Source organism: Peribacillus sp. NPDC096448 (assembly GCF_044762675.1).
Taxonomy (GTDB): domain Bacteria; phylum Bacillota; class Bacilli; order Bacillales; family DSM-1321; genus Peribacillus; species Peribacillus frigoritolerans_B.
Window position 1 is genome coordinate 67,622 of record NZ_JBIWEU010000004.1, and the last position, 23,337, is coordinate 90,958.

Annotated in this window: 27 protein-coding genes; 17 read left to right on the forward strand and 10 right to left on the reverse strand. The window is 40.0% G+C overall.

What is annotated here, in order from left to right; genetic code table 11:
- The first annotated feature begins 51 nt into the window (after positions 1 to 51).
- The gene (locus tag ACIQ0C_RS08855; protein WP_403059124.1) at positions 52 to 957 is read left to right on the forward strand and encodes a chemotaxis protein; all 906 of its coding nucleotides are present in this window, start codon (positions 52 to 54) and stop codon (positions 955 to 957) included.
- Positions 958 to 1,012: 55 nt separating this feature from the next.
- Here the strand turns inward: ACIQ0C_RS08855 and ACIQ0C_RS08860 are convergent, their stop codons facing one another.
- Entirely contained in the window at positions 1,013 to 1,519 is a 507-nt protein-coding gene (locus ACIQ0C_RS08860; RefSeq protein WP_063232011.1) for a YkyB family protein, read from the reverse strand.
- 291 nt (positions 1,520 to 1,810) lie between these two features.
- A complete protein-coding gene (locus ACIQ0C_RS08865) occupies positions 1,811 to 2,122 on the reverse strand; it encodes a hypothetical protein (RefSeq protein WP_403059435.1) in 312 nt (103 codons plus the stop codon).
- A gap of 162 nt (positions 2,123 to 2,284) precedes the next feature.
- Here ACIQ0C_RS08865 and ACIQ0C_RS08870 point away from each other — a divergent pair, with 162 nt between their 5' ends.
- Both ACIQ0C_RS08870 and crcB read left to right on the forward strand, forming a co-directional pair.
- Entirely contained in the window at positions 2,285 to 2,665 is a 381-nt protein-coding gene (locus ACIQ0C_RS08870) for a fluoride efflux transporter FluC (protein WP_403059127.1), read from the forward strand.
- Positions 2,662 to 3,024 carry a fluoride efflux transporter CrcB gene (gene crcB, locus ACIQ0C_RS08875; RefSeq protein ID WP_403059129.1) on the forward strand — a complete coding sequence of 121 codons (363 nt, stop codon included), beginning with the start codon at positions 2,662 to 2,664 and terminating at the stop codon, positions 3,022 to 3,024. Before ACIQ0C_RS08870 ends, crcB begins: the two co-directional genes overlap by 4 nt.
- 171 nt (positions 3,025 to 3,195) lie before the next feature.
- Here the strand turns inward: crcB and ACIQ0C_RS08880 are convergent, their stop codons facing one another.
- A complete protein-coding gene (locus ACIQ0C_RS08880) occupies positions 3,196 to 4,059 on the reverse strand; it encodes a metallophosphoesterase (protein WP_403059131.1) in 864 nt (287 codons plus the stop codon).
- A gap of 160 nt (positions 4,060 to 4,219) precedes the next feature.
- Here ACIQ0C_RS08880 and ACIQ0C_RS08885 point away from each other — a divergent pair, with 160 nt between their 5' ends.
- From ACIQ0C_RS08885 to ACIQ0C_RS08900, 4 genes are all read left to right on the forward strand, one after another.
- Positions 4,220 to 6,079 carry an SLC13 family permease gene (locus ACIQ0C_RS08885; RefSeq protein ID WP_403059133.1) on the forward strand — a complete coding sequence of 620 codons (1,860 nt, stop codon included), beginning with the start codon at positions 4,220 to 4,222 and terminating at the stop codon, positions 6,077 to 6,079.
- Positions 6,080 to 6,278: 199 nt separating this feature from the next.
- Complete coding sequence (locus ACIQ0C_RS08890; RefSeq protein ID WP_403059134.1) at positions 6,279 to 7,484, forward strand: EAL domain-containing protein; 1,206 nt, start codon at positions 6,279 to 6,281, stop codon at positions 7,482 to 7,484.
- A 74-nt stretch (positions 7,485 to 7,558) separates the two neighbouring features.
- On the forward strand, positions 7,559 to 7,786 hold the full coding sequence (locus tag ACIQ0C_RS08895; protein WP_127777019.1) for a hypothetical protein: 228 nt from the start codon (positions 7,559 to 7,561) through the stop codon (positions 7,784 to 7,786).
- Between the two features lie 181 nt (positions 7,787 to 7,967).
- Positions 7,968 to 8,447 (forward strand): DUF3993 domain-containing protein, encoded by a 480-nt coding sequence (locus ACIQ0C_RS08900; RefSeq protein WP_403059136.1) that lies wholly within the window; start codon positions 7,968 to 7,970, stop codon positions 8,445 to 8,447.
- A 95-nt stretch (positions 8,448 to 8,542) separates the two neighbouring features.
- Here ACIQ0C_RS08900 and ACIQ0C_RS08905 read toward each other — a convergent pair whose 3' ends face one another.
- Both ACIQ0C_RS08905 and ACIQ0C_RS08910 read right to left on the reverse strand, forming a co-directional pair.
- Positions 8,543 to 8,776: a glutaredoxin family protein gene (locus tag ACIQ0C_RS08905; RefSeq protein ID WP_403059138.1), complete on the reverse strand. Its 234-nt coding sequence runs from the start codon at positions 8,774 to 8,776 to the stop codon at positions 8,543 to 8,545.
- Between the two features lie 90 nt (positions 8,777 to 8,866).
- Entirely contained in the window at positions 8,867 to 9,826 is a 960-nt protein-coding gene (locus tag ACIQ0C_RS08910; protein ID WP_403059140.1) for an MBL fold metallo-hydrolase, read from the reverse strand.
- Between the two features lie 183 nt (positions 9,827 to 10,009).
- Here ACIQ0C_RS08910 and ACIQ0C_RS08915 point away from each other — a divergent pair, with 183 nt between their 5' ends.
- The 4 genes from ACIQ0C_RS08915 (at position 10,010) to ACIQ0C_RS08930 (ending at position 12,705) form a co-directional block, all read left to right on the forward strand.
- Positions 10,010 to 10,249 carry a YkuJ family protein gene (locus ACIQ0C_RS08915; RefSeq protein WP_034314086.1) on the forward strand — a complete coding sequence of 80 codons (240 nt, stop codon included), beginning with the start codon at positions 10,010 to 10,012 and terminating at the stop codon, positions 10,247 to 10,249.
- A 115-nt stretch (positions 10,250 to 10,364) separates the two neighbouring features.
- Entirely contained in the window at positions 10,365 to 10,511 is a 147-nt protein-coding gene (locus ACIQ0C_RS08920) for a hypothetical protein (RefSeq protein WP_403059142.1), read from the forward strand.
- A 120-nt stretch (positions 10,512 to 10,631) separates the two neighbouring features.
- A complete protein-coding gene (gene cbpB, locus ACIQ0C_RS08925; protein ID WP_402839227.1) occupies positions 10,632 to 11,072 on the forward strand; it encodes a cyclic-di-AMP-binding protein CbpB in 441 nt (146 codons plus the stop codon).
- A gap of 127 nt (positions 11,073 to 11,199) precedes the next feature.
- Positions 11,200 to 12,705 (forward strand): MDR family MFS transporter, encoded by a 1,506-nt coding sequence (locus tag ACIQ0C_RS08930; RefSeq protein ID WP_403059144.1) that lies wholly within the window; start codon positions 11,200 to 11,202, stop codon positions 12,703 to 12,705.
- Between the two features lie 40 nt (positions 12,706 to 12,745).
- Here ACIQ0C_RS08930 and ACIQ0C_RS08935 read toward each other — a convergent pair whose 3' ends face one another.
- A complete protein-coding gene (locus ACIQ0C_RS08935; protein WP_403059146.1) occupies positions 12,746 to 13,006 on the reverse strand; it encodes a hypothetical protein in 261 nt (86 codons plus the stop codon).
- A gap of 156 nt (positions 13,007 to 13,162) precedes the next feature.
- Here ACIQ0C_RS08935 and ACIQ0C_RS08940 point away from each other — a divergent pair, with 156 nt between their 5' ends.
- The 4 genes from ACIQ0C_RS08940 to ACIQ0C_RS08955 all read left to right on the forward strand — a co-directional run bounded on the left by ACIQ0C_RS08940 (position 13,163) and on the right by ACIQ0C_RS08955 (position 16,802).
- Positions 13,163 to 14,047 carry a transcriptional regulator CcpC gene (locus tag ACIQ0C_RS08940; protein WP_403059148.1) on the forward strand — a complete coding sequence of 295 codons (885 nt, stop codon included), beginning with the start codon at positions 13,163 to 13,165 and terminating at the stop codon, positions 14,045 to 14,047.
- Positions 14,048 to 14,171: 124 nt separating this feature from the next.
- On the forward strand, positions 14,172 to 14,882 hold the full coding sequence (gene dapD / locus ACIQ0C_RS08945; protein WP_402839233.1) for a 2,3,4,5-tetrahydropyridine-2,6-dicarboxylate N-acetyltransferase: 711 nt from the start codon (positions 14,172 to 14,174) through the stop codon (positions 14,880 to 14,882).
- 74 nt (positions 14,883 to 14,956) lie between these two features.
- Positions 14,957 to 16,081, forward strand: a complete 1,125-nt coding sequence (locus ACIQ0C_RS08950; RefSeq protein ID WP_403059438.1) for an N-acetyldiaminopimelate deacetylase — start codon at positions 14,957 to 14,959, stop codon at positions 16,079 to 16,081.
- A 61-nt stretch (positions 16,082 to 16,142) separates the two neighbouring features.
- A complete protein-coding gene (locus ACIQ0C_RS08955) occupies positions 16,143 to 16,802 on the forward strand; it encodes a potassium channel family protein (protein ID WP_063231996.1) in 660 nt (219 codons plus the stop codon).
- Between the two features lie 736 nt (positions 16,803 to 17,538).
- On the opposite strand, the gene rnjA is transcribed toward ACIQ0C_RS08955, so the two are convergent.
- Together rnjA and ACIQ0C_RS08965 are read right to left on the reverse strand one after the other, a co-directional pair.
- Positions 17,539 to 19,209, reverse strand: coding sequence for a ribonuclease J1 (rnjA, locus tag ACIQ0C_RS08960; RefSeq protein WP_034314071.1), 1,671 nt, complete (start codon positions 19,207 to 19,209; stop codon positions 17,539 to 17,541).
- A 3-nt stretch (positions 19,210 to 19,212) separates the two neighbouring features.
- Positions 19,213 to 19,422 carry a DNA-dependent RNA polymerase subunit epsilon gene (locus ACIQ0C_RS08965; RefSeq protein ID WP_034314070.1) on the reverse strand — a complete coding sequence of 70 codons (210 nt, stop codon included), beginning with the start codon at positions 19,420 to 19,422 and terminating at the stop codon, positions 19,213 to 19,215.
- 885 nt (positions 19,423 to 20,307) lie between these two features.
- Here ACIQ0C_RS08965 and ACIQ0C_RS08970 point away from each other — a divergent pair.
- Positions 20,308 to 21,075, forward strand: coding sequence for a Cof-type HAD-IIB family hydrolase (locus tag ACIQ0C_RS08970; RefSeq protein ID WP_402839236.1), 768 nt, complete (start codon positions 20,308 to 20,310; stop codon positions 21,073 to 21,075).
- Positions 21,076 to 21,121: 46 nt separating this feature from the next.
- Here the strand turns inward: ACIQ0C_RS08970 and def are convergent, their stop codons facing one another.
- Positions 21,122 to 21,676 carry a peptide deformylase gene (gene def / locus ACIQ0C_RS08975; RefSeq protein ID WP_402839239.1) on the reverse strand — a complete coding sequence of 185 codons (555 nt, stop codon included), beginning with the start codon at positions 21,674 to 21,676 and terminating at the stop codon, positions 21,122 to 21,124.
- 241 nt (positions 21,677 to 21,917) lie between these two features.
- On the reverse strand, positions 21,918 to 22,073 hold the full coding sequence (locus ACIQ0C_RS08980) for a YjcZ family sporulation protein (RefSeq protein WP_402839240.1): 156 nt from the start codon (positions 22,071 to 22,073) through the stop codon (positions 21,918 to 21,920).
- 207 nt (positions 22,074 to 22,280) lie between these two features.
- On the opposite strand from ACIQ0C_RS08980, the gene ACIQ0C_RS08985 reads away from it, so the two are divergent.
- Positions 22,281 to 22,943, forward strand: a complete 663-nt coding sequence (locus ACIQ0C_RS08985; RefSeq protein WP_403059150.1) for a YkyA family protein — start codon at positions 22,281 to 22,283, stop codon at positions 22,941 to 22,943.
- Positions 22,944 to 23,337 lie beyond the last annotated feature (394 nt).

Sequence of the window (23,337 nt, forward strand, 5' to 3'; positions counted from 1 at the left end):
TAATTGATTATGGAATTATGAAATGAAAAAGCAGAAGGGCGAGATGAAACAATGGAAGCGAATAAAGGAATATTACTGGAAAGTGGAACGAATGAGCTTGAGATAGTGGAATTCGGTCTCGGAAAGAATAAATTCGGCATTAACGTAATTAAGGTGAAGGAAATCATTAATCCTGTCCCCATCACGCTTGTCCCTCATTCCCATTCAAATGTGGAGGGGATCATCGAGCTTCGCGGAGAAGTCCTGCCAGTTGTGAATGTCGCGGATGCTTTAGGATTTCCGCCATCTGAAACTCCTGAGCAGGATAAATTCATAGTGGCTGAATTCAATCAGCAAAAAGTGGTTTTCCATGTCCATACCGTAACACAGATCCACCGTATTTCCTGGTCCCAAATCGAAAAGCCTTCGGATATGTATCAAGGCCTTGAAAGTCAGATTATCGGAGTAATAAAATTAAATAGTGAAATGTTACTGTTACTCGATTTTGAAAAAATAGTGGTCGAAATCAATCCAGAATCAGGAATAAACATCCAACAGGTTAAAAAGCTTGGTATCCGGCAAAATTCAGACAAGAGAATCCTGATTGCGGAAGATTCTCCATTACTGAGAAAGCTGCTGTTTGATACATTATCAGAAGCCGGATTCAAGTACTTGGAGTTTTATGAGAATGGACTTGATGCTTTTAATTATCTGGAGAATTTGATTGAATCAGGAAAAGTGGTTGAAGATGAAGTGCAACTGGTGATTACCGATATTGAGATGCCTCAGATGGATGGACATCATTTGACTAGAAGAATAAAGGAAAACGGGGAACTCGCTGGTTTGCCAGTGATTATTTTCTCTTCTTTGATTACTGACAGCCTGCGTCATAAAGGTCAGGTCGTAGGGGCTGACGCACAAATCAGCAAACCTGAAATTGCAGAGCTTATAAAGTTGATAGACAAATTGATATTATGAATGTGAAAACGGGCCGATGAGGTGTTACCTCACGGCCCGCTTGGTTTATCAATGATTAATACTTGGAACCTTTTCCTAAAAAGGAGGATGGGAATGGATTGTGAAAAGGTTGCTTGACCGACCCGCGCCCGTGAGCCCTTTTCTCGGTGTTGGTTGGGTTCGGTTGTTTTTCACCTGCTTGTCCAACATAAGATTGCAGGATCTGTTTTGCTTTGGATAATGACAACGCGGCTTTAGGGTTCCGTATGGAGGCTGCCCGGCTGCCGAGGTGGGGTAGTTTTTTCAAATCTTCCTTAGTGGGAGGTAAATGAAAAACATATGATCCGCATTCGACAATGACGTCGGATTGTTGTGCTGCAAAGCGAGGGTTATCAGAGAAATGAAGTCCAATCTTCTTCGCTTTTCCTTCTTGCATAAGCTTGCTTAATGCGAGCCGTTTTAAATTATATAAATTCTTGGGCTCCAATGCAGTCTTTGCATGTTTATTGACAATAAACACGGCTTGGGCAAGGGAGTTTATCGAAAACTCATCCCTTTCAGAATGTCCTTTCGTTTGGTTCATTAGTGGAAACTCCTTTTCTTAATAAGGTTAGAAGGACGTTACAAACAGACTTCCTTCAGCAAAAACCTGTTTTATATATTGGTTGAAATAGAGACATGTGTGCAACCAGGCAGAAAATAGCGAAACAATTATGCATGTACATCTCTAGGGTATGACCATCATTTCCCAACACTTTACCATCTATTCATTTTCATATTATACCACTTCAAAATATATAGGGAAGTAAAATTCAATCGGACTCCCTTTTGGTCCAAGAAAAAGAAGGCGTTTATGTCGCCTTCTGTCCAAACCTTATTGAGTGTATATATTGATATTTTCAGATACCCCAGCCTGTGCGCCGAATTGTTGTTGCTGGTAACCCTGAAAGCCTTGATAGGGAGGGTACGCTGGATAAGCAGGGTAAGAAGGATAAGCGGGCGGGTATGGAGGAGGATATGGAGGATAGACAGGTGGACGGTTATTGAATAGCAACGGTCCAATTGCCAATCCTGCAACAAAAGCTACAGGCGCCAATAGCGGAAAGAAAGGAAAGTAGCGCTGGTCATTCCAATATTCAGGTCCATATTCATTCCCATATGCATTTCTGTAATCGTTCTGCAGCATTATGGTCTGCGGATAGTGGTAGTAAGGAAAATACTGTGTTTGCATAATTAGCCTCCTTTTCTCAAATTCTTTACATAGTATGGATTTTTTTTAGAAAAGAGCCTGTTTCATCTTAATCTGTTATAATGAATCTACTTATGAGAAAAATTTGGGGGGACCTTGATGGATCGGTTTAAAGGCATTTTTGCAGTCGGTTTTGGAGGAGCGGCTGGAGCGATGTTGCGTTATTGCGTAATCTTGACTGCGGACCATTCCTTCTTTCCGTTTGGAACCCTTTTAATAAATATAGTAGGCAGCTTTTTACTTGGAATGATAAATGGGTATTTCGCCTCGAAAAAGAAATCGTTTGTTTTTTTGGCGCTGGGCAGCGGGTTTTGCGGCGGTTTCACCACGATGTCCACATTTTCCCAAGAAGTGGTGAATCTCCTGCAGACTTCTCTGCCATTGGCGGGACTGTATCTTGGAGCCACGCTTTTATTTGGTTTGGTGGCTGGTTTCCTCGGACTGGGCCTGTTTAATAGACGGAGAGGTGAGACTCTTTGATTGAGGTTCTTTCGGTTTTTATAGGGGGATTTTTTGGAGCGGCCTCAAGATATGTCTTGCAGATTATTTTTAATAGGCTATTTCCAGCCGTCTCGATACCCATTAGCATTTTACTGATTAACCTTATAGGTTCCTTTGGGCTGGGAATGGTGTTGCCACAGAAAGAAAGCTGGGCTTTATCTTTGCAGGTTTTTCTGACGATAGGTTTCCTGGGCGCTTTTACGACCTTTTCTACATTCAGTATGGAAACACTTGAACTTATTAGAAAACACCGTTATATAGATAGCCTTATCTATATAACGGTGTCTGTTTTAGGTTGCATCGGCACTTTTCTGTGTGGTTATTTAAGTATGGTATAACCTTAATGGCAATTACCATTGGTACTGGTAAAAAAAACCTGGTTTTCTCAGATATACTTCTAATGCTATAATTCATAGGAGTCGATTACAAATGATTCATGGCAACAAGTTGTTTTATCCGCACAGGTTTTGTTAATAAGTCTGGCGGTTTTTCCCTGTGTTCTTTTTCTATCATTTTTCGGCTTGGAATTCGTAAACAGTTAACTCCGGACGTGAAAGAAAACGATATGGGAGACGGGTAGTGCCAAGTCCTCTATTAACATGTAACGTTAATGAATCGATTTCATATGTGCCTTCCCGGTACTTTTCAGCGTATGGAGGAGTTACTAGGGCACCGGCAAAGGGGATTTGTACTTGACCTCCATGACTGTGACCGCTTATTTGATACTGGATGTCATAAGTCCTTGATATGTCGGCAAGGTCAGGGGCATGCGAAAGCATAATGGTGAACACTTCTTCCGGGATGCCAGAAAGTGCTTTTTCAAAATCCGGTTTTCCAAGCATGGCATCATCAACACCAGCAATGACTATTTCTTCATCTGTTAATAAGGTAATTTTAGTGGAGGTATTTTGCAACATGGTAAAATGGGATTTTTCCATGACATCGCTGTAAATTTCTGAGCCATATCCCCCATGATCATGGTTACCGTAGATGCTGAATTTTCCAAGCGGCGCTTTGAGCTGTTTCAAAACGAGAGGGATTTTCTGGTGAGCCTTGTATTTATTAGGCTGGTCCATCAAATCTCCGGTAAATAAAATAACATCAGGGTCCAGTTCGTTTATCTTATTGACAATTGCTTGTAAATCTTTAAGCTGAAATTGAAAGCCTAAATGCGTATCACTGAATTGGGCCATTTTCATGCCATGAAAACCTTTTGGGATAAGCGGGTGACTGATAATTTTATGCTTGATTTCTAACCATTTTGGCTCCAAATTGTGGGCATAATAGCTTCCGCCGATACCTAAACCGGTTAAGGTAGCCAAAGTGCCAAGACTTTTCTTTAAGAATGTTCTTCTGGATATGGGTTTATTCAAATTAATCAACCTATCTAATATAAAAATGTTACTTCCTCATACTAACAAACAATATACATAAAAAGAAGAAAATATCTTCTATAAGCCTATGAAAAACATGTAAACTGGGGTTTGATAAAACCGTATCCGGTTTGAAATTGAACATCTATACGGAGGTAACATGATGACCGAACCAATGTTTATTACACTGATTATACTTCTATGCGCGATTGCGCTTTTTATACAAGGAAAATTTCGAGCAGATTTAATTGCACTTAGTGCACTATCCATTCTGGGTTTACTGGGGATTCTTACATTGGATGAGCTAATGGCAGGTTTTGCGAATCAAGTGGTCATCATGCTGGCTGGACTATTTATCGTCGGTGCCGGCCTGTTAAATACAGGAATCGTGGAAAAGGCAGGAAATAAGTTATTGGGTTTATGTGGGGGCAGTGAATGGAAATCGCTGCTTATCGTCATGCTGACAGCAGGAATATTAAGTGCTTTTTTAAGCGGGGCAGGAATTGTTTCCATACTGCTTCCGCTCGTTATGAGCATGGCGTTACAACAAAAAACAAGTCCGACAAGGTATTTATTGCCCCTTGCCTATGCAAGCAGTATTGGAGGGCTATTAACACTGACAGGTACTCCCTCCAATATGATCGTTGCTGATGTATTACGGCAAAACGGAATAGGGACTTTAGCATTTTTTGACTTTACACCTGTGGGCTTAATCGCCTTTGCGGCAGGGTTATTCTTCATGCTGACACTCGGACGCCTGTTGCTTCCCGAAAAGACCATTGCCGCGAACAATAGTGTCAAGGGACTGTCGGCAGGGGAGCTTGCCGGCATGTACAAAGTATATGATCGATTGCATTATCTGCATATACCCGCTACTTCCGATATTGTTGGGGAAAGGCTGTCGGACCTCCAGCTTCCCATTCAGTATGAATTGACTTTGATTGAAATCCAGCGGAAGGCAAAGGATAAGCAATTGCCGCTGTTGCAAAGGCAGCAGACGATTTCAGCCAGGGCGGATGAGGTTCTTCACCCTGAAGATATCATTTTGGTGTTTGGAGAAGAAGAAGCAGTTGAGAGATTGGCTCTTAACTATGAACTGGAATTTAAACATTTCAATACCGAACAAATAAAGAAACATTTTCTTAGCAGTAGATTTGGATTGACGGAAATATTGATCGTCCCGAACTCGGATTATGAAAATCAAACCTTGATAGATGTCCATTTTCGTGAGAAATACCAATGTAATGTGCTGGCAATCAATCGGAATGGGGAATATATTCAAGCGGATGTCGGAACGGAACGCCTGAAACCGGGGGATGCAATCCTGATACATGGAGAATGGGAAAACATTGAAAGGATTTCCTCGGATTTACAGGATGTCATCGTTATTGGGAGTACATCGGAAGATGGCTCTCCGGTGAACTCCAAGGGCAAAGCATGGATTGCCTTGGGAATCACTGCTTTGATGGTCATTCTTTTATCGATGGAGTCTGTCCCTGCTGTACTGTCGGTACTGACGGCAGCATTGTTGATGGTGATTACTGGCTGTGTCCGTTCGATGGAGGATGCTTACCAAAAGATTAACTGGGAACCTGTTCTATTGATTGCCGCCATGTTCGGAATAACGGCTGCATTGGATAATACGGGTGGAGTGAGAATGATAAGTGATTGGCTGGCCGTTTTATTCAGTAATATCGGGGCACACGGCATTTTAGCGGTCTTTTACCTCCTGACACTGATCCTGAGCCAATTCATCCCGTATGGAGCCGCGACGGTTATTATGACGCCTATTGCCCTGACATCTGCCGTTAATCAAGGAATCGATCCACTTCCTGTATTTCTATGCCTTGCCGTTGCTGGCAGTTTGGCGTTATCCACTCCAAGGGTTGCCACTACCAACGCGCTTGTCATGACGGCAGGTGATTACAAGCATAAAGATTTTATCATGATCGGGATATCCATACAGATCTTCATTGGGGTTATCATGGTGATCACGATACCATGGTTCTTCCCTTTTTGATAAGACATAAGGCATTGTCCATTTATGGGCAATGCCTTTTCAGTGTGCTTCTTTTCAATTGGATAGGATGAATGGGGAATTTTAATGTACTGAAAAAAGAGTTATGCAGTAGGAATTAAAATTATTTATTATCAATGCAAGAAACTAATGGTATAATTTTGGCATATTGGTGTTTTCGTAATTAGGGGGAAGATGCATCATGGATACAGAAAAGATATTGAAGAATTTAGACAGGGTGACACCATTCTTTCAACCGATTTTCAGTGCAGATCAACATCAGGTAATCGGATATGAAATTCTAGGGCGCTATGAGGAACAATCTGAATATAAAAGCCTTGGCCCATTTTTTCACGATTCTGCAGTGCCGGAAGAGTATAGGGTGGAAGTGGATAATTACGTACTTGAAATTGCCTTGGAGAGAATAAAAGACTATGGTGAAGATTTTCTTATCTTTATCAACAGAGATCCTAATTTGCTTATGCTGGATCATGGCGAAGAATTCATGGAGATTTTACATCGTCATTTTCAACCGGAGGAAATGCACCGGATCGTGTTGGAATTATCAGACACGATCAGTCCGGAAAACTTAGATCCTCTGCAGCATGTGCTTGCTTACTTTAAAACATATGGGATTAAGATAGCTTTAGATCATTTAGGACAAGATACGCAATTGGACCGAATCGCGCAGATTTCTCCGAATATTTTAAAAGTTAACCTGGATCAGCTTCGCATCTCAGGCGGAGATGCCTATCAGGTCATCCTGTTTTCTTTAAGCATGCTAGCACGTAAAATCGGCGCCAACTTACTATTTGAAAACATTGAGTCCGAATACCAGCTTCGCTTTGCATGGAAGAATGGGGGACGATATTATCAAGGGTATTTTTTGGCGAAACCGGAAGGCGAATTCATTAATAAAGATTTACTTCGTGAAAAATTCCATCAAGAATGCCAGTCCTTCATTTCTTTAGAGACCAAGAAGCTTGAAGCCGTTTATCAAAAGACTTTGCAATTCAACGAGAATATGCAAAATTTCTTAAAACAGCAAAAGCGTGCCGGCTCCCATGAAGAGTTTCTCGGTGTTTTGGCGAAAAAATTGGATTCCGTATGTTTTCGTCTTTATATTTGTGATGAAGAGGGGTATCAAAAATCCCCCAATATCCTACATAAGGACGGGAAATGGTTAGTCCAACCCAGTTATATGAATAAAAATTGGAGCTGGAGACCTTATTTCCTCGAAAATATCGTAAAGATGCGAAATGAGAAAAAAGGAATACTATCCGATTTATACAGTGATATCGAAACGGGGGAAACCATTCGGACCTTTTCATATCCACTGAATAATAAGGAATACATTTTCTGTGATCTTTCTTATAGTTATTTATATGAAAATGAAGCACTATTATAAAAAACGATTCATGAATATTATCGCTTTAAATGTGTAACGATAAGCAGAAATGATGCGCTTGGAGGAGACATATTTTGAGCACGTACATCTGGATTCTAATCATAATCGTTACAGTCATGGCGTTATATCTGCTCTTTTATACTTATTCTGTAGCAAGGGCACAGAAAGTGAAAGTCAGATATGATTCGACTATCGATGATTCAGTTAAGGAACACCCTTATTTAAAGAACCCGATATTCGTTTCTCTTTTTATTGGTACGATTTTGGTTGCCGGTTTTATTTTTTACTATGCTTTTCGATAATTGTAAGAAGAAGATTTCAATATCATGAAATCTTCTTTTTTATTGTGAAGAATGGGCAATGGTTTCAAGGTCTAACGGAGAATGTGATTTTGTAGTTTGGCTTTGATCTGGACGGGTATTGAAAGACATAGGCAAAAATCCGAATCAGTAGGAGAAATTCTATAACTAGGAGATGATTGTAATGTGTAAGTATTTAGTTGCATGTCTTGCCAGCGTCCTTTTATTTTTAAGTGGGGGGTTCACTGCTTCAGCGGAGGGCTTACATAGAGAGGAAGTACTATCTTTAGTACAAGATGCCATGGAGAATCAAGGTTCTATCAGTGAGGAAGTACGTTCTAAGGAAGCTATTGAAGGAAAGTTGGATCAACATTTCACAGATGATTTCATCGAGAAGTTTGTCCAAGCGAATGTAGTGAAAGTCGATGGCGGTTATATCGCATTTGGTTCAGATTTCGCTCCTTATTATATCCCTTTTTTCAGTTACGACAAGAATACTGAAATTGTATATGGGAAAAACGGTGATGTCATTTATGTTCAGGAAGAATTCCAGGACACTGGGGACGGACCTGTATCGATGGGAAAACATGTTGAATCAGTTACTTTGAAAAAGGAAAATGGCGTTTGGAAGGTAATGGATGTAAAGTATGAAAAGGGAAAATGAAATGGAGATATTAAAGGAAAGCCCTTCAAAGTTAAAAAGTATGGGGCTGAAATGAAAAAGTCTAGAGGAGGCCACAGCCTTCTCTAGACTTTTTATTATATATTCAGTTCTTTTTTTATTTCTTCCAATTCAAAACCAATAATGGCTTTCCCGTCGATGACGACCGTTGGTGTGGAATAAGCCCCATATTTATTGGTTAGTTCTTTACGTGCATGCCCATCTGCTTTAATATCTTTTTCTTTGTATACTATATTATTATCATCAAAGAACATTTTCATGATTTTGCAGGGAGGGCAATCAGGTTGGGTATACAGTGTAACGTCTTTCATTTCATTCCTCCATATATGCTTTAGTAAGATTCACTTTTCATTATAGAGAATGCCAAGACATTTGAATAGGGATAAACCTTAAGGATCGTTTTACCGATCTTTCTCCTGTTTTACAAGATAGTCTATCAATCCCATGGAACAAACGTTCAGGTCCATGGCAATGATATCAAAAACAGGATGATCAGCGGTAATTCCTTTTTCGCTTAAATGAACAGCGACTTCCGTGAAAATATTTTTACTGGTTGCTGCCACTTGATCCTCGAAGCTAGCATATTCCCTATATGCCGATTTGGCAGTCTCCACAAATATAGGCAACCAATAATGAAGTTGTTTATATACTTCCTTAGGATTTTCCGATACCCCGTAATGGCCGAAATATATACGTTCGACGCCGATGCTTTCATACAATTCCGCTGCAGCAAGCATCGCATCGGGATTAAATTGGTTTGGCGATGTTGAAGGTAAGTAAAATTCCAAACCTTCTTCATCGAGTTCACGATAATAGATGCCTACGGTGTCACCTGAAAACATCCCTTTGGAAACCGAATCGTAAATGCTTAAATGATGGTTCGCGTGTCCTGGCGTATCATAAAAGGTCAACGTGGAAGTTTCACTTGTTTTTAGGGATTCCCTATCTTGTTTAATCAGCATTCTTTCAAATGGAATAGGTAATATCGGATCGAAAAGCTTATTGAATTCTTCACCATAGACTGCTTTAGCCCCAGCGATCAAACGTGTTGGATCTTCTAGATGCCGTGCGCCTTTTGGGTGGACGATCACTTTGGCATTCGGACAATGCTGTAAAAAAAGTCCAGCTCCACCTGCATGGTCCAAATGAATATGGGTAAGAATGATATATGTAATATCTTCGAGGGCGATTCCCAAATGTTCGAGCCCCTTCATTAAGTGGGGGATGGAAGGGCTGGCGGAAGTTTCGACTAAGGTGATGTCTTCATCGGCAATTACATATGTTCCTGTACGATTTCTTCTATCCAAATCAAAACCATCAATCAATGAAATACGATAACCAAGCTCACTAATGTTTTGCAACAGAATCTACCCCCAGAAAATTTTTCATGTACAAAATCCATTCCTTATTTTATTCTGTTAATAGTGCCATGTAAAGAATGAAGTTTTAAATTATTCTGAATTTATTTCGGCGTGGCTACTGGATAGAAAAGTATGGTATAGTGAAACCTATCGAAAAGGTTTTATTCAGAAAGGAGAGGGAGTATGTCTCAATTACAGGGCATCCTTACCAGATTGAAAAGTCTTCAAGAGCAAGCGAAGGAATCTGAATCTGCTCAACGTTTTTTTGAAATAGATGGTGTGAAAAAGTGCCAGGTTACATATTTCAGCAAAACAGAAATGTTCGAGCTTGAAGTATACAGTGATAAAGGGAAATCATCAAAATATCAATTCGATAATATTGATATGATTACCATTGAAATCTTTGATCTTCTTCAATCTTAAAAAAATCACAAAAGGCCGCCTTCCATTGGAAGCGGCTTTTTTATTGTGACCCGGTCAATTTTTACTTGAATGAAGTAGTGATTTTTACGACATCTTATTAATTGGAGGGATGTAAATGAAAAATCCAATGGTAATATGCCCGGAATGCGGTGAGAAAAGGGAAATGGAAAATGTATTAACGGCACAATCCAACCAAAATGTGATTTATCAATGCCCGGAATGCGGTTTTAAACAGGTTAACATCAAAACTAGTAAGGGCTAAAGATCTCTTGCGAATCCCATCGTTTGGGATTTTATTGGTCTAGGAATGAGCCTTTTCTGCTTACATATGTTAAACTATAGAAAGAGCTGTATATAAAAACATATGGTAAGGGGTTTTAACATGATCGGTACTCATGATGGGGATTTATTGGCATCCAGCGTTAAAGACTTAATGATTTCTTCTGAACGCGTGGCCCACGTGCAGGTAACCAATAATTTAGAACATGCACTATTGGTATTAACAAAGAGCGGTTATACGGCCATTCCTGTGTTAGATCCGATGTATAAACTGCATGGTTTAATTAGCACACCAGTCATTCTTGATTCGATCTTGGGACTGGAACGAATTGAATTTGATAATCTTGAGCATAAAAAAGTTTCCGAAATAATGAATATAGAAATACCTCGCCTGCATATTGAAGATACATTGACCAAGGGTGTGGAATTGTTGATTGATCATCCATTTGTCTGTGTGGAGAATGACGAACATGTGTTTGAAGGTATCTTAACAAGAAGGGCAATCTTGAAAAAAGTATTTAAACAATATACACCTGATAAATAAGCAAGGCATAAAATGACGGTTAACCTCTAGACTCGCCAGTTGGCGAGTTTTCTTGTTTTTTACATATTTGATCCAGTTAGTGGTGAAGTCTATAAACAGTTAGGATCATTAGGAGAGGATGCGAAAATTGGGCCATACAGTGGATAGTGCAAAAGTGCAGAATAAAAAATTGAAACGTCCCTTCATATTAGCTGCCATCATGTTGGCTATGTTTATGAATGCTATTGAAGGGACTATCGTTTCGACGGCAATGCCGGCCATTGTTAGTGATTTAGGTGGTTTTTCACTATACAGCTGGGTCTTTTCAGGCTATTTGTTAATGAACGCCGTAACAGTTTTGATATATGGAAAGCTATCGGATATTCTCGGGAGAAAACCTGTCTTATTATTTGGAATCGTTGTCTTTTTAATTGGCTCCCTTCTTTGCGGCTTTTCCAATTCGATGACGGAACTCATCATTTATCGCTTTGTACAAGGTTTTGGGGCGGGAGCTGTAGCTCCTGTAGCTTCGACAATTATTGGTGATATCTATAAAAATGAAGAGAGGGCACGCGTTCAAGGGTATCTCTCGAGCGTTTGGGGCATTTCAGCTATCATGGGCCCAGCTTTGGGTGGCTTGCTCGTTGAATCCCTGACTTGGAAGCTTGTCTTTTGGGTCAATATTCCTTTGGGCTTACTATCTTTTATTGGAATTTGGTTTTTCCTTCATGAAAATATCGAAAAGAAAAAACGTGATATCGATTACCTAGGTGCAACTCTATTGACATTATCCATTTCCACTCTAATGGTGCTGCTCGTAGAAGGAGGAGTGAAATGGTCATGGGCTTCGGCTCCGGTCATATCCTTGGCATTAGTGGCCATCATCACCTTTATCTTATTCATTCTTCAGGAAAAGAAAGCGGCCGAACCGATGATGCCATTTGAAATCTGGCAGGAGCGTTCCATTCTGATTGCGAACCTAGTATCCTTGACGACCGGGGTGATGATGATTGGATTATCAAGTTTCCTCCCCACATTCGTTCAGGGTGTGATGGAGCGCTCGCCTACGGTAGCTGGTTTTACATTGACAGCCATGTCAATTGGCTGGCCGATCGCATCTATGGTCTCAGGCAGGTTATTGTTGAAAATAGGATTTAAATCAACCTCCCTTCTTGGAGGGTGCTCATTGATCCTTGGGAGTTTGATCCTAGTATGGATGAAGCCGGAATCCGGCCCCGTTATTGCTGCCATGGGATCCTTCTTTGTCGGTGTAGGAATGGGCTTGACTTCTACCTCATTCATTGTCGTCATTCAAAAAAACGTCAGCTGGGAACGAAGGGGGATTGCGACAGCTTCCAATATGTTCATGCGTAATTTAGGAAATACTGTAGGTGCTGCATTACTTGGGGGAATCATGAATATGAGGCTTCACGCTTATTTGAACGAGCATGCGCCAGCCGGTTCGGGAGTGACAATAGATACGGCTAATAAACTGTTGAACAGTCAAGAACGCACGTCGCTTCCTGAAAATGTGGTAAATGTTTTACAGGAAGGACTTACATTGTCTTTACAGACGATTTATCTCATCGTACTGGTCTTCTCTGTAATCAGCTTCCTGTTACTTACGAGACTAAGAAAGAATAAGAAGGCATAGGAAAAAGGGCAGACTCATTTAATGGAGTTTGCCTTTATATTTAAGGAAACGCAATTCTGATGACCAATTGAATCAATAATGCGATCGTGACCGAATGTAAAATGAATTTCAACTGTCTAGTGGAGATTTTTTGAGCCACACACAAGGCAAGCTGTGATCCGATAAGGAAACCGATCGTGTAATAAATGGCAATCCACCATGCAATGTTACCGGCAATGAAATAGGTAGTGAATGCAGACGTATAGCTAATGGAAGTTTGAAATCTAGTAAAGGTCGCCTGTCCCGGCCAATGTGCTGACAAAGGATGCTGCAAAACTGATCGCAAGCAATAAAATGATTGTCAAAGGATATTCACTCCATTTCTTTTCTCTTGTATTATAAGCGGACTTTGTTGATAATAAAATTTAAATAAATTAAATCATCATGATAAGAATTAATTATCAAGAGGTTGGTGTGTATGTCATTTTCAGAATTTCATTTATTATCAGTGCTTGCTCAGGAAATGAATATGAGAAAAGCAGCTGAGCGGTTGTTCGTTTCCCAGCCGGCTTTATCCCAGCGTTTACAATCAATAGAAAAGGATTGGGGCTCGAAACTGTTTCTGCGTTCACAAAAAGGGCTGTCACTGACGCCTGCAGGTGAAGCGGTAGTTCGTTTGGCCAATGAGGTTATAGAAAAAGAAGAAAAGGTCAGGGAAAGCATTCAAGCCATGGACCATGAAGTATATGGCACTTTGAAAATAGCCTGTGCATCGATTGTCGGTCAAAATTGGCTGCCGCAAGTATTGAAAAAGTTCGTCCAAAAATACCCGTATGCAAAAATTTCCTTGATCACTGGCTGGAGCAGTGAGATTTTAAAGTCTTTGTATGAAGGGCAAGTGCATATTGGCATCATAAGGGGAGCCCCGGATTGGAAAGGGGTTAAACAGCATTTATTCACGGATATGCTGTATTTAGTGGATACTGAAATGAAGGAACTGAATCAAGTGTTCGAAACGGACCGGCCATTCATTCAGTTTAAAAGCGATTCGAATTATTACCAGGAAATCCAGGACTGGTGGCATCGGCAATTTAAAACGACACCAAAAAACACCATAGTCGTTGATCAAATCGAAACATGCAAACAAATGGTATTTAATGGGATTGGTTATGCGATCCTGCCAGCCATCACTTTACATGATAAAGATACGAATGTTTTTAAAATCCCTTTACTGGATGGGCATAATCACTCAATCGAACGTGATACATGGCTTTGCGGCTATGAATCTGCATTCCAGTTAAAGCAAGTACAGGCATTCACGGAAGTGGTGAAAGAGCACATTCGCGACCAAGGAATGTTATAGGTTCGCCGACAAAAATGTCAATGGGGCAGAATAATATATAAGAGTGACATTCAACTTGTCTTGCCGGCAGTTGTCTGGTAAATTTAAAACGAGTAATGATACATAATTAGGAGGTTTACCCGGAATGAATAAAATGGATGCAAACGAAATTATTTCTTTTATCTCGAATAGTAAAAAATCAACACCTGTAAAGGTATATGTCAAAGGCGATTTAGAAGGCGTGGATTTTGGTGCAGCTTCTAAAACTTTCATAACAGGAAATACAGGGGTTGTATTCGGTGAGTGGTCTGAAGTCGAAGAAGCAATCAAGGCAGCAGGAACAAAAATCGAGGATTATGTAGTTGAAAATGATCGTCGTAACTCTGCGATTCCTTTATTGGACCTAAAAGGCATCAAAGCCCGTATCGAGCCAGGCGCAATAATCCGTGACCAAGTGTCCATTGGAGACAACGCAGTCATCATGATGGGTGCATCAATCAATATTGGTTCTGTCATCGGTGAAGGTACAATGATCGACATGAACGCAATTCTGGGCGGACGTGCAACAGTGGGCAAAAACTGTCACGTAGGTGCTGGTGCCGTTTTAGCAGGTGTCATCGAGCCGCCTTCAGCCCAGCCGGTCATTTTGGAGGATGATGTGTTAATCGGAGCCAATGCGGTCGTACTAGAAGGTGTCAAAATCGGTGAAGGTTCCGTTGTGGCAGCTGGTGCAGTTGTAACGAAAGACGTTCCTCCTTACTCCGTGGCTGCTGGTATCCCGGCGAGGGTCATTAAACAAATTGACGAAAAAACTAAATCAAAAACAGAAATCATGCAAGAACTTCGTCAACTTTAATTTCTTTAGTGAATATTGCCTGAAGCGTGGATAAATATATCCACGCTTTCTGTATAGGAGGGAATAATGTGGAAATAAACCCTTTTGCCAAGATCCGGCGTGATTTGCATCAAATACCGGAGATAGGGTTCAAAGAATTCAAGACACAGCAATACCTACTGAATTACATAATGAATTTGGCCCAGGAGCGGATGGAAATAGAAACTTGGCGGACTGGGATATTCGTGAAAGTGAAGGGAATGAACCCGCGAAAAACAATTGGCTACAGGGCTGATATTGACGGTCTGCCGATAAAAGAGGAAACCGGATTGCCGTTTTCATCCAATCACGGGGAATATATGCATGCCTGCGGTCATGATTTTCATATGAGCATAGGTTTGGGATTATTGACATATTTCACGGAAAATCCGATCGATGATGACTTGCTATTCATCTTCCAGCCTGCAGAAGAGGGTCCTGGCGGAGCTGAACCGATGCTTAAATCGGAAACCATGAAAAAATGGAAGCCGGATATGATTCTTGCTTTACATATTGCTCCAGAGTATCCAGTTGGGACGATTGCCGTTAAAGAAGGGCTTCTATTTGCCAATACATCTGAATTATTCATCGATTTGAGGGGGAAAGGAGGACATGCAGCCTATCCGCACGAAACAAATGACATGGTCATTGCGGCCTGCTCGCTTGTAGGGCAGCTTCAAACGATCGTTTCCAGGAATGTCAATCCACTTGATTCGGCTGTCATTACAGTTGGGAAGATTACTGGAGGCACCGTTCAAAATATTATTGCGGAGACAGCGCGGTTAGAAGGCACAATACGCACTCTTAACCCCGAATCGATGGTAAAGGTCAAGTCTAGAATAAAAGCGCTTGTGGATGGTATACAAGTGGGATATGAGTGCTTTGCTGAAATCGACTATGGCGCGATGTATCACCAAGTGTATAATGAAGAACGGTTGACCCGGGAATTCATGGAATTCACAGAGAAGTCAACATCTGTTCATTTGCATCAATGTACTGAAGCGATGACTGGTGAAGATTTTGGTTATATGTTAAAGGAGATTCCAGGATTCATGTTCTGGCTGGGGGTTTCATCGGAATACGGATTGCATCACGCTAAGTTAAGCCCGGATGAAAAAGCGATTGAACTTGCCATCGATCACTTAACGGATTATATAACGTTTAAAGGAAGCGAAGCGTAAAAATGATTTTCAGTACAGAACATGCTCTAAAGAAAGAACGAATGACGTTGGAGGGCTTATTGTGAAAAAAGAATTTGCGGTGATTGGACTTGGCCGTTTTGGCGGCAGCATAGTCAAGACATTAGCTGAAGAAGGATTAGGGGTTCTGGCTATCGATGCCGACGAAGATCGAGTGAATGAATTTGCCAGAATAGCTTCACATGCCGTAGTAGGGGATACGACAGATGAAAATGTACTGAGAAACATAGGAATTCGTAATTTTGATCACGTCATTGTAGCGATTGGCGAGAATATTCAAGCTAGTATATTGACGACTCTCATGCTTAAGGAATTGGGTGTCGGAAATGTTACGGTTAAAGCGCAAAATGATTATCATGAGAAGGTTCTTCGTAAAATCGGGGCCGACTTTGTCGTGCACCCCGAACGAGATATGGGGAGAAGGATTGCCCATAATATCGTCTCCAATAATATTCTCGATTATTTGGAGCTTTCTGATGAACACTCCATCGTCGAAATTGTTGCAAGCCAAAAGATGAATGGAAACTCGATATTTGACCTTGATATCCGTGCTCACTATGGGCTGAATATAGTCGCGATCAAAAGAGGGAACGAAATAAATGTCTCCCCACAGGCGAGCGATTTAATTCATAAAGGTGATATATTGATCGTCATCGGCGCGGATTCGGACATCAATCGCTTTGAAAAAAAGATTGTGGAATAAGTAAACGTCCTGCTAAAATCGAGCAGCGCTTTTATCAAAGGAAAACAAAAAGGTTTCGGAATGGTCTCATTCCGAAACCTTTTTGTTTTTGGATTTTAAGTAGTTATAGAGAATAGCCTGCATTGACAATTTTTTAATTCCTTTAAGTAGTCCTGGAAAACGATTCTTTTCTTTTACATCTGAGAGTACAAGCAATATTGTTTCTTTGCGTTTCGCATAATAGATTTAACATCTACATAATGACAAAAATGATCTTTACTTTCTGTACACTGTGATAAAAGTGAACAAGTCGCACAAATGGGTTTGGATGATTTGTACTCTATTTTGATTTATTTCTTCTTGAAGGAGTACTTGATAAACTCGTGTTTCCGGCACTGGCTTTCCACAGTGTGGAATCAACAAATACATGCTTCTTATCAGTTTAGTTTCGGAAGCTTTCCGATAGAAAATCCATTCAAGCATCCTTATCACCTCAAGTTTTAATACTCCTTTTTTAAAACAAAAAAGACAGTAGTCAAAAGGAGTTCTATCTAACTGTTAAAACAAAGTTGATTGGAATGGGTGTTCGAGACTCCTGCGGGAGTACGCGTCAAGGGAGACCCCACATACGCTAAGGCGCCGAGGAGGCTCCCTGACAGCCCGCGAAAAGCGAGTGCCTGGAGTGTGGAATTCAACGTTCGAGATTTACAAACCTAAACAAAAAAAGCCCAGCTGAATGATGGCTGGGCTTCTATTATTATTGGACTTCCATGATGATCGGCAGGATCATTGGACGGCGTTTAGTTTTTTCATATAGGAATGGAGATAAAGTGTCTGTAATTTCATTTTTAATTTCAGACCATTGTGTAGTTTTGCGATCCATCACTTTATTTAAATGCTTTGTGATCAAGGATTGAGCATCGCTGATAAGGTCTCCGGATTCCCTCATATAAACAAATCCGCGTGAGATGATGTCAGGACCGGATGCAATTTTGAATTCCTTCATATTGATGCTGACAACAACAACGACAAGGCCTTCCTCGGAAAGAATCCGACGATCACGGAGAACGATATTACCGATATCCCCAATGCCGCTTCCATCGATATAAACTGAACCTGAAGGGATTTTACCAGCGATTTGAGCTGTGTTTTCACTTAAGGAAAGAACTTCACCATTATCCATGATAAAGCAATTTTCTTCCGGAACACCGCAATCGACTGCATGGCGGGCATGCAGTTTTTGCATACGGTATTCACCATGGATTGGCATGAAGAATTTTGGTTTTATCAAACGAAGCATTAGCTTTTGTTCCTGCTGTCCGCCATGTCCTGATGTATGAATGTCATTCAAAGGACCTGAAATGACGTCTGCTCCTGCACGATATAATTGATTGATCGTTCTGGAAACACTGATTGTATTACCTGGGATGGGTGATGATGAAAATACTACCGTATCACCAGGAATGATTTGAATTTGACGGTGAGTGCCATTCGCTATGCGCGATAGGGCTGCCATTGGTTCACCTTGGCTGCCTGTACAAAGGATGGTTACTTTATTCGCAGGCATACGATTCAATTGCTGTACATCAATAAATGTATCTTTAGGCGCTACGATATAACCAAGGTCTTGTCCAATTGATATGGCTGAATCCATGCTTCGGCCAAAAACGGCTATTTTACGGCCGTTAGCCACGGCTGCTTCCACAACTTGCTGAAGGCGATGGATGTTCGATGCAAACGTTGCAAAAATAATCCGGCCGTCAACCTTACGGAAAATGTCTTGAATGGTATCGCCGACACGGCTTTCGGACATAGTAAAGTTCTGCACTTCACTATTGGTGCTATCCGAGAGTAAGCACAATACACCTTCTTTACCGATTTCAGCCATTTTGGTCAGGTTTGCTGGCTCGCCCACTGGTGTGAAGTCGAATTTAAAATCACCAGTATGGACAATTTGTCCAGGTGGGGTTTTAACAACGATTCCATATGAGTCAGGGATACTGTGAGTTGTGCGGAAGAAAGAGACGGACGTTTTCCGGAACTTGATCACTTCATCTTCACTGATTTCAATCATGGTTGTCTGACGTAAAAGGCCGTGTTCTTCCAATTTATTACGAAGCAGTCCAAGTGCAAGCTTTCCGCCGTATACAGGGACATTCACTTTTCTAAGTAAATAAGGAATTCCGCCAATATGGTCTTCATGACCATGGGTAATGAAAACACCTTTAATTTTATCTACATTTTTCTCTAAATAGCTGTAATCTGGAATCACATAGTCAATACCGAGAAGTTCATCTTCAGGAAATTTAATTCCAGCATCAATGATGATGATTTCATCTTGAAACTGAACAGCATATGTGTTCTTACCGATTTCGCCTAAACCGCCCAGGGCGAATACAGCTGTTTGATCGTTTTTTACAAATTTCATAAATTATAGCTCCAATACTTTGTAATCTTCATTTTGTTTTTCATATTCTAAATATGCTCCGGTTACGGGTAGTACGATTTCTACGTTATAAGGTTCTTTTTTTAATTTTAAACGAACGTCACGAACGGATTCACCTTCGACAAACATTGTTTTAGTATTCTCCCTGATGGGAACCTCTGATATGGTTACTTGATAGTATACCTTAAAAACCATTTTAATCTCTCCTCACTTGTTTGCATTGCTTTTTTCATTATATATAAAAACAACAATTTTTTCATGTTTTTCAACATCATGTAAAAATAAACCCAGCTCCGCCATAAAAACGGAAGGGGTTTGATGAATTAAATATACCAATGTCTAAAAGTATATAAAAAAATAGATGGCCGATTCTGGTATCAATCCAATTGTAGCTTCCTCTATCTTATATCCTATCCGTTTTTGCCATGTGTAAAACTTAAATCATGGGATCTTTTTTCGTAAACGATTTCTTTCTAAATTAATACAGTGCCAGTGTACAGAGTTTCATGAAAACACAATGGACTCATATATTGATTGAAATATGTATTCACCTGACCGTATAACAGCCAAGATAGAAAGAATGCTTAACAAGAACTTTACAACAAGGAAGAAGCCCTCCGCAAGTTTTTGAAGGGCTGTCCGAAAAAAATTCGCATATGGATGACGGCCAAGGCAGGAATGAGTGGCAAATCATGCGATAGATTTTTTTCTTAAAAGATCATTCCACTGTTTAGCAAGCTTTTTACGAAGCTTTTTTAACATGGCGATCACGCTCCCTTAGTTATTATTGTATAGGATTATTCAATAATGTAAATACGTCTTTACAGGTCCTTGGCCCATTTTTGAAAAAAAAGGCTCTTTCAAACAAGCAACTGGGATTATTAGAGGCAAGAAGGATGGGAGAAGTGTAATCTCGAAAGCCTGAGTTGGTTTCTATTAAGAATAGTATATGCCCATTCCTGAATTAAAAACGTAACTTTGAGTTGGATCTGGTAGAGTTACTTGACTTATCTTGATGACAATTATTAAATGGGTACATATTAAAAAGGAAAAAATGAATGAATTGGAAGTGAATCGTTAGTGAAAATCGTATTCTTTGATATTGACGGAACATTGCTTGATCATGAAAAAAAATTACCTGCTTCAACAAAAGGAGCCATTAAGCAACTGCAGGAAAGCGGGGTTTTTGTAGCGATTGCCACAGGAAGGGCTCCGTTCATGTTCGAGTCTTTAAGGGAAGAGCTTGGCATCGATACATTCGTAAGTTTCAATGGACAATACGTTGTTTTTGAAGGGAAAGTCGTTTATAAAAACCCTTTGAGCATACCTGAGATAAAACGGCTCCACGAACATGCTGAAAAAAATGAAATACCGATCGTTTTCATGAATGAGGAGACAATGAAATCGAGTGTTCCACATCATAGTAGAATTGAAGAAGCATTAAGCAGCCTTAAGTTTCCCCACCCTGAACATGTGGCGGATTTTTATGAGGACCATGATATATACCAAGCCTTATTATTCTGCTCGGAAGATGAAGAAGTGAACTTTGTTGGGGAATATGATGATTTTCACTTCATTAGATGGCATGAGTATTCGACGGATGTACTTCCATTCGGTGGTTCAAAGGCTGAAGGCATTAAAATATTAATGGAAAAAGTCGGGTTTGCTCTTGAGGATGTTTATGCCTTTGGAGATGGCTTAAACGATATAGAGATGTTAAAAGTAGCGGGATATGGCGTGGCAATGGGGAATGCCGGTCAGCTTGTGAAGCAAGAGGCCGACTTTGTAACGAAGGATGTCGATGATGATGGCATACTTTTTGGTTTGAAGGAACTTGAACTGATATAAAAAATAAACCCCCGTCAACAAACAGACGGGGGTTTTGCTTATTACATTACCTTTCTACCGCAATTGAATTTTCCGGAATGGCATAGGGGTCTTCCTGATTGATATGATCATAAAACATGATTCCATTAAGATGGTCGATTTCATGTTGAAAGCAAATGGCTGCGATGCCTTTCAGGCGGAGTTGAACCGATTTTCCTTCGAGGTCCGTACCCACAACCGTTATTCGGGCATAACGTGGCACATAGCCGGAAACGGGACGATTTACGGAAAGACAGCCTTCCCCGGATGTCAAGTATGCTTTTTCCACTGAATGGCTAACGAGTTTAGGGTTGAAAAGTGCATAGCTATAAAGTTGATCATCTTTATCTTTCAAATGAACCGCAATCATCCTTTTTGAAACGTTAACCTGTGGTGCAGCCAAGCCAATTCCTGCCCTTAACCCGTATAGAGAAGCAATATCAGGCTTCTGGCTGTTTTGGACATATTCCATCAAGCTGGCTAAAAGTTGCTTATCTTCATATGATGCCGGAAGCGGAACCTCTGCTGCAACTTGCCTTAAGATTGGATCGTCTTCATTAACAAAATCATCCATGGTAAGCATAATCTTTCACCCCATAAAAATTCTAATAATATGTATAGGATTATTTTAACAAAAAAAATGCTGAAAGTTAATGGATGGTTTAATGAAAGAAAAATGGAAGGGATGGATTCAAGTCGTTGATTTCCTATCCCAGCCATTATTCTATTTGCGTGTTAGGTGTCTATTTAAAAAAATAAATCATTTTTTGTGAATCAGGGTAAATAGTTAACATTTTCGGGTAAAGGTAATAGTAATTATCTGCTTAGCATAAGCAAGCGCCGACGATGATTAACAAAATGAACAGGACAATGATCAGGGCAAAGCCGCTTCCAAAGCCGCAGCCTCCACCATCACCATATCCATAGCTGGGTGCAACGGAAACCGGATAACAACATTCTTGGTTGAAACCTCCATACATAATTTCATACCTCCGTTTTTGTATTATTAAAATGCTGACCACTCTGATTTGAAACGGTCCCTACAGCCTATGCAGTATGGTTTAAAGGGTGTAGGCTAGCGCCCAGTAATGAAAAAAACCTGTTCGGAATATGATTGTAACAAATGTCTGCGTCTTATAGGAATTGAGAAATATGAATCTTCGAAGAACTATCAGAAGGAGTTGTCTATGTTGAATCGTTTTGGTCCATTTGTTATCTTACTTCTTTCTTTAGTGATCTTGACTGGTTGTTTTAATGGTTCACCGGAAGAAAGAATCCACAAAATCCTGGAGAAAACTGCAGAAAAGGAAAGTGAATTCACCGAGAATCAAGAGCCGCTTAATGATTTGGAGAAAAAAGAAAAAGAAAAATATGAGAAAATCATTAACCTTGGATTGGATGATTATGAACAGATCGTCGAGCTTTCAAATGAAGCAACCAAGAATATCGACGAAAGGGAAAAAATAATTGAAAAGGAACAAAGCAGTATGCAATCCTCAAAAGAACAATTCAATCAGATAGATGAACAAATCGGGAAAATAGAGGATGAAAAGATAAAAAAAGAAGCGACTGAAATGAAAAAGGTCATGAGTGAACGCTATAGCACCTACGATGATTTATATGATGCCTATCAACAAAGTCTCGCTTATGATCGTGAATTATATGAGCTTTTTAAAAAAGAGGATTTGAAAATGGATGAATTACAGGTGCAAATCGAGAAAATAAATACCGCATATACAAAAGTTTTGAAAGCGAATGAGGAATTTAATGCATTAACGGAAAAATCAAATCAAAAAAAAGAAAGTTTTTATGATAGTTCCGGCATAGAAATGGCGGATTCAACAAAATAATATAAATAATGATGGGCTGTGATCCTCACTCACAGCCCATATTTTGTTCAATGCAGTTCTTTTTTGGGCTGAAAAATTCTAGAATGGCTCTTTTTTGTGCAACCAGCTTGATGTGAAATTTTCATAACCTGTACTAAAAAAAAACGATAATTAAAAATCAAACAGCAGACTAAAATGAAAGCGTTTGAATATTTTTTCGGAATATTATTTTAAAGGCTCAAACGCCTTTAGTTAAAGCGGTTTTGGAATCGATGGGATATGCTGGGGAATTGAAATGTTATCCTTCGCCATCCTTAAATTCATAATTACGGGAAATTTAATGGTACAGTTGTAAATCGAAAACTAATACAGAGAAGAAGTATGGGTATTGGAAATTCTATTAAATCAAAATTAT

What these genes read in the sequence shown, in the direction of transcription:
- ACIQ0C_RS08855 (WP_403059124.1), top strand. Translation starts at nt 52, where the DNA reads ATGGAAGCGAATAAAGGAATATTACTGGAAAGTGGAACGAATGAGCTT.
- ACIQ0C_RS08860 (WP_063232011.1), bottom strand. Translation starts at nt 1,519, where the DNA reads ATGAACCAAACGAAAGGACATTCTGAAAGGGATGAGTTTTCGATAAAC.
- ACIQ0C_RS08865 (WP_403059435.1), bottom strand. Translation starts at nt 2,122, where the DNA reads ATGCTGCAGAACGATTACAGAAATGCATATGGGAATGAATATGGACCT.
- ACIQ0C_RS08870 (WP_403059127.1), top strand. Translation starts at nt 2,285, where the DNA reads ATGGATCGGTTTAAAGGCATTTTTGCAGTCGGTTTTGGAGGAGCGGCT.
- ACIQ0C_RS08885 (WP_403059133.1), top strand. Translation starts at nt 4,220, where the DNA reads ATGATGACCGAACCAATGTTTATTACACTGATTATACTTCTATGCGCG.
- ACIQ0C_RS08890 (WP_403059134.1), top strand. Translation starts at nt 6,279, where the DNA reads ATGGATACAGAAAAGATATTGAAGAATTTAGACAGGGTGACACCATTC.
- ACIQ0C_RS08900 (WP_403059136.1), top strand. Translation starts at nt 7,968, where the DNA reads ATGTGTAAGTATTTAGTTGCATGTCTTGCCAGCGTCCTTTTATTTTTA.
- ACIQ0C_RS08905 (WP_403059138.1), bottom strand. Translation starts at nt 8,776, where the DNA reads ATGAAAGACGTTACACTGTATACCCAACCTGATTGCCCTCCCTGCAAA.
- ACIQ0C_RS08915 (WP_034314086.1), top strand. Translation starts at nt 10,010, where the DNA reads ATGTCTCAATTACAGGGCATCCTTACCAGATTGAAAAGTCTTCAAGAG.
- ACIQ0C_RS08920 (WP_403059142.1), top strand. Translation starts at nt 10,365, where the DNA reads ATGAAAAATCCAATGGTAATATGCCCGGAATGCGGTGAGAAAAGGGAA.
- cbpB (WP_402839227.1), top strand. Translation starts at nt 10,632, where the DNA reads ATGATCGGTACTCATGATGGGGATTTATTGGCATCCAGCGTTAAAGAC.
- ACIQ0C_RS08940 (WP_403059148.1), top strand. Translation starts at nt 13,163, where the DNA reads ATGTCATTTTCAGAATTTCATTTATTATCAGTGCTTGCTCAGGAAATG.
- dapD (WP_402839233.1), top strand. Translation starts at nt 14,172, where the DNA reads ATGAATAAAATGGATGCAAACGAAATTATTTCTTTTATCTCGAATAGT.
- rnjA (WP_034314071.1), bottom strand. Translation starts at nt 19,209, where the DNA reads ATGAAATTTGTAAAAAACGATCAAACAGCTGTATTCGCCCTGGGCGGT.
- ACIQ0C_RS08965 (WP_034314070.1), bottom strand. Translation starts at nt 19,422, where the DNA reads ATGGTTTTTAAGGTATACTATCAAGTAACCATATCAGAGGTTCCCATC.
- def (WP_402839239.1), bottom strand. Translation starts at nt 21,676, where the DNA reads ATGCTTACCATGGATGATTTTGTTAATGAAGACGATCCAATCTTAAGG.
- ACIQ0C_RS08980 (WP_402839240.1), bottom strand. Translation starts at nt 22,073, where the DNA reads ATGTATGGAGGTTTCAACCAAGAATGTTGTTATCCGGTTTCCGTTGCA.
- ACIQ0C_RS08985 (WP_403059150.1), top strand. Translation starts at nt 22,281, where the DNA reads ATGTTGAATCGTTTTGGTCCATTTGTTATCTTACTTCTTTCTTTAGTG.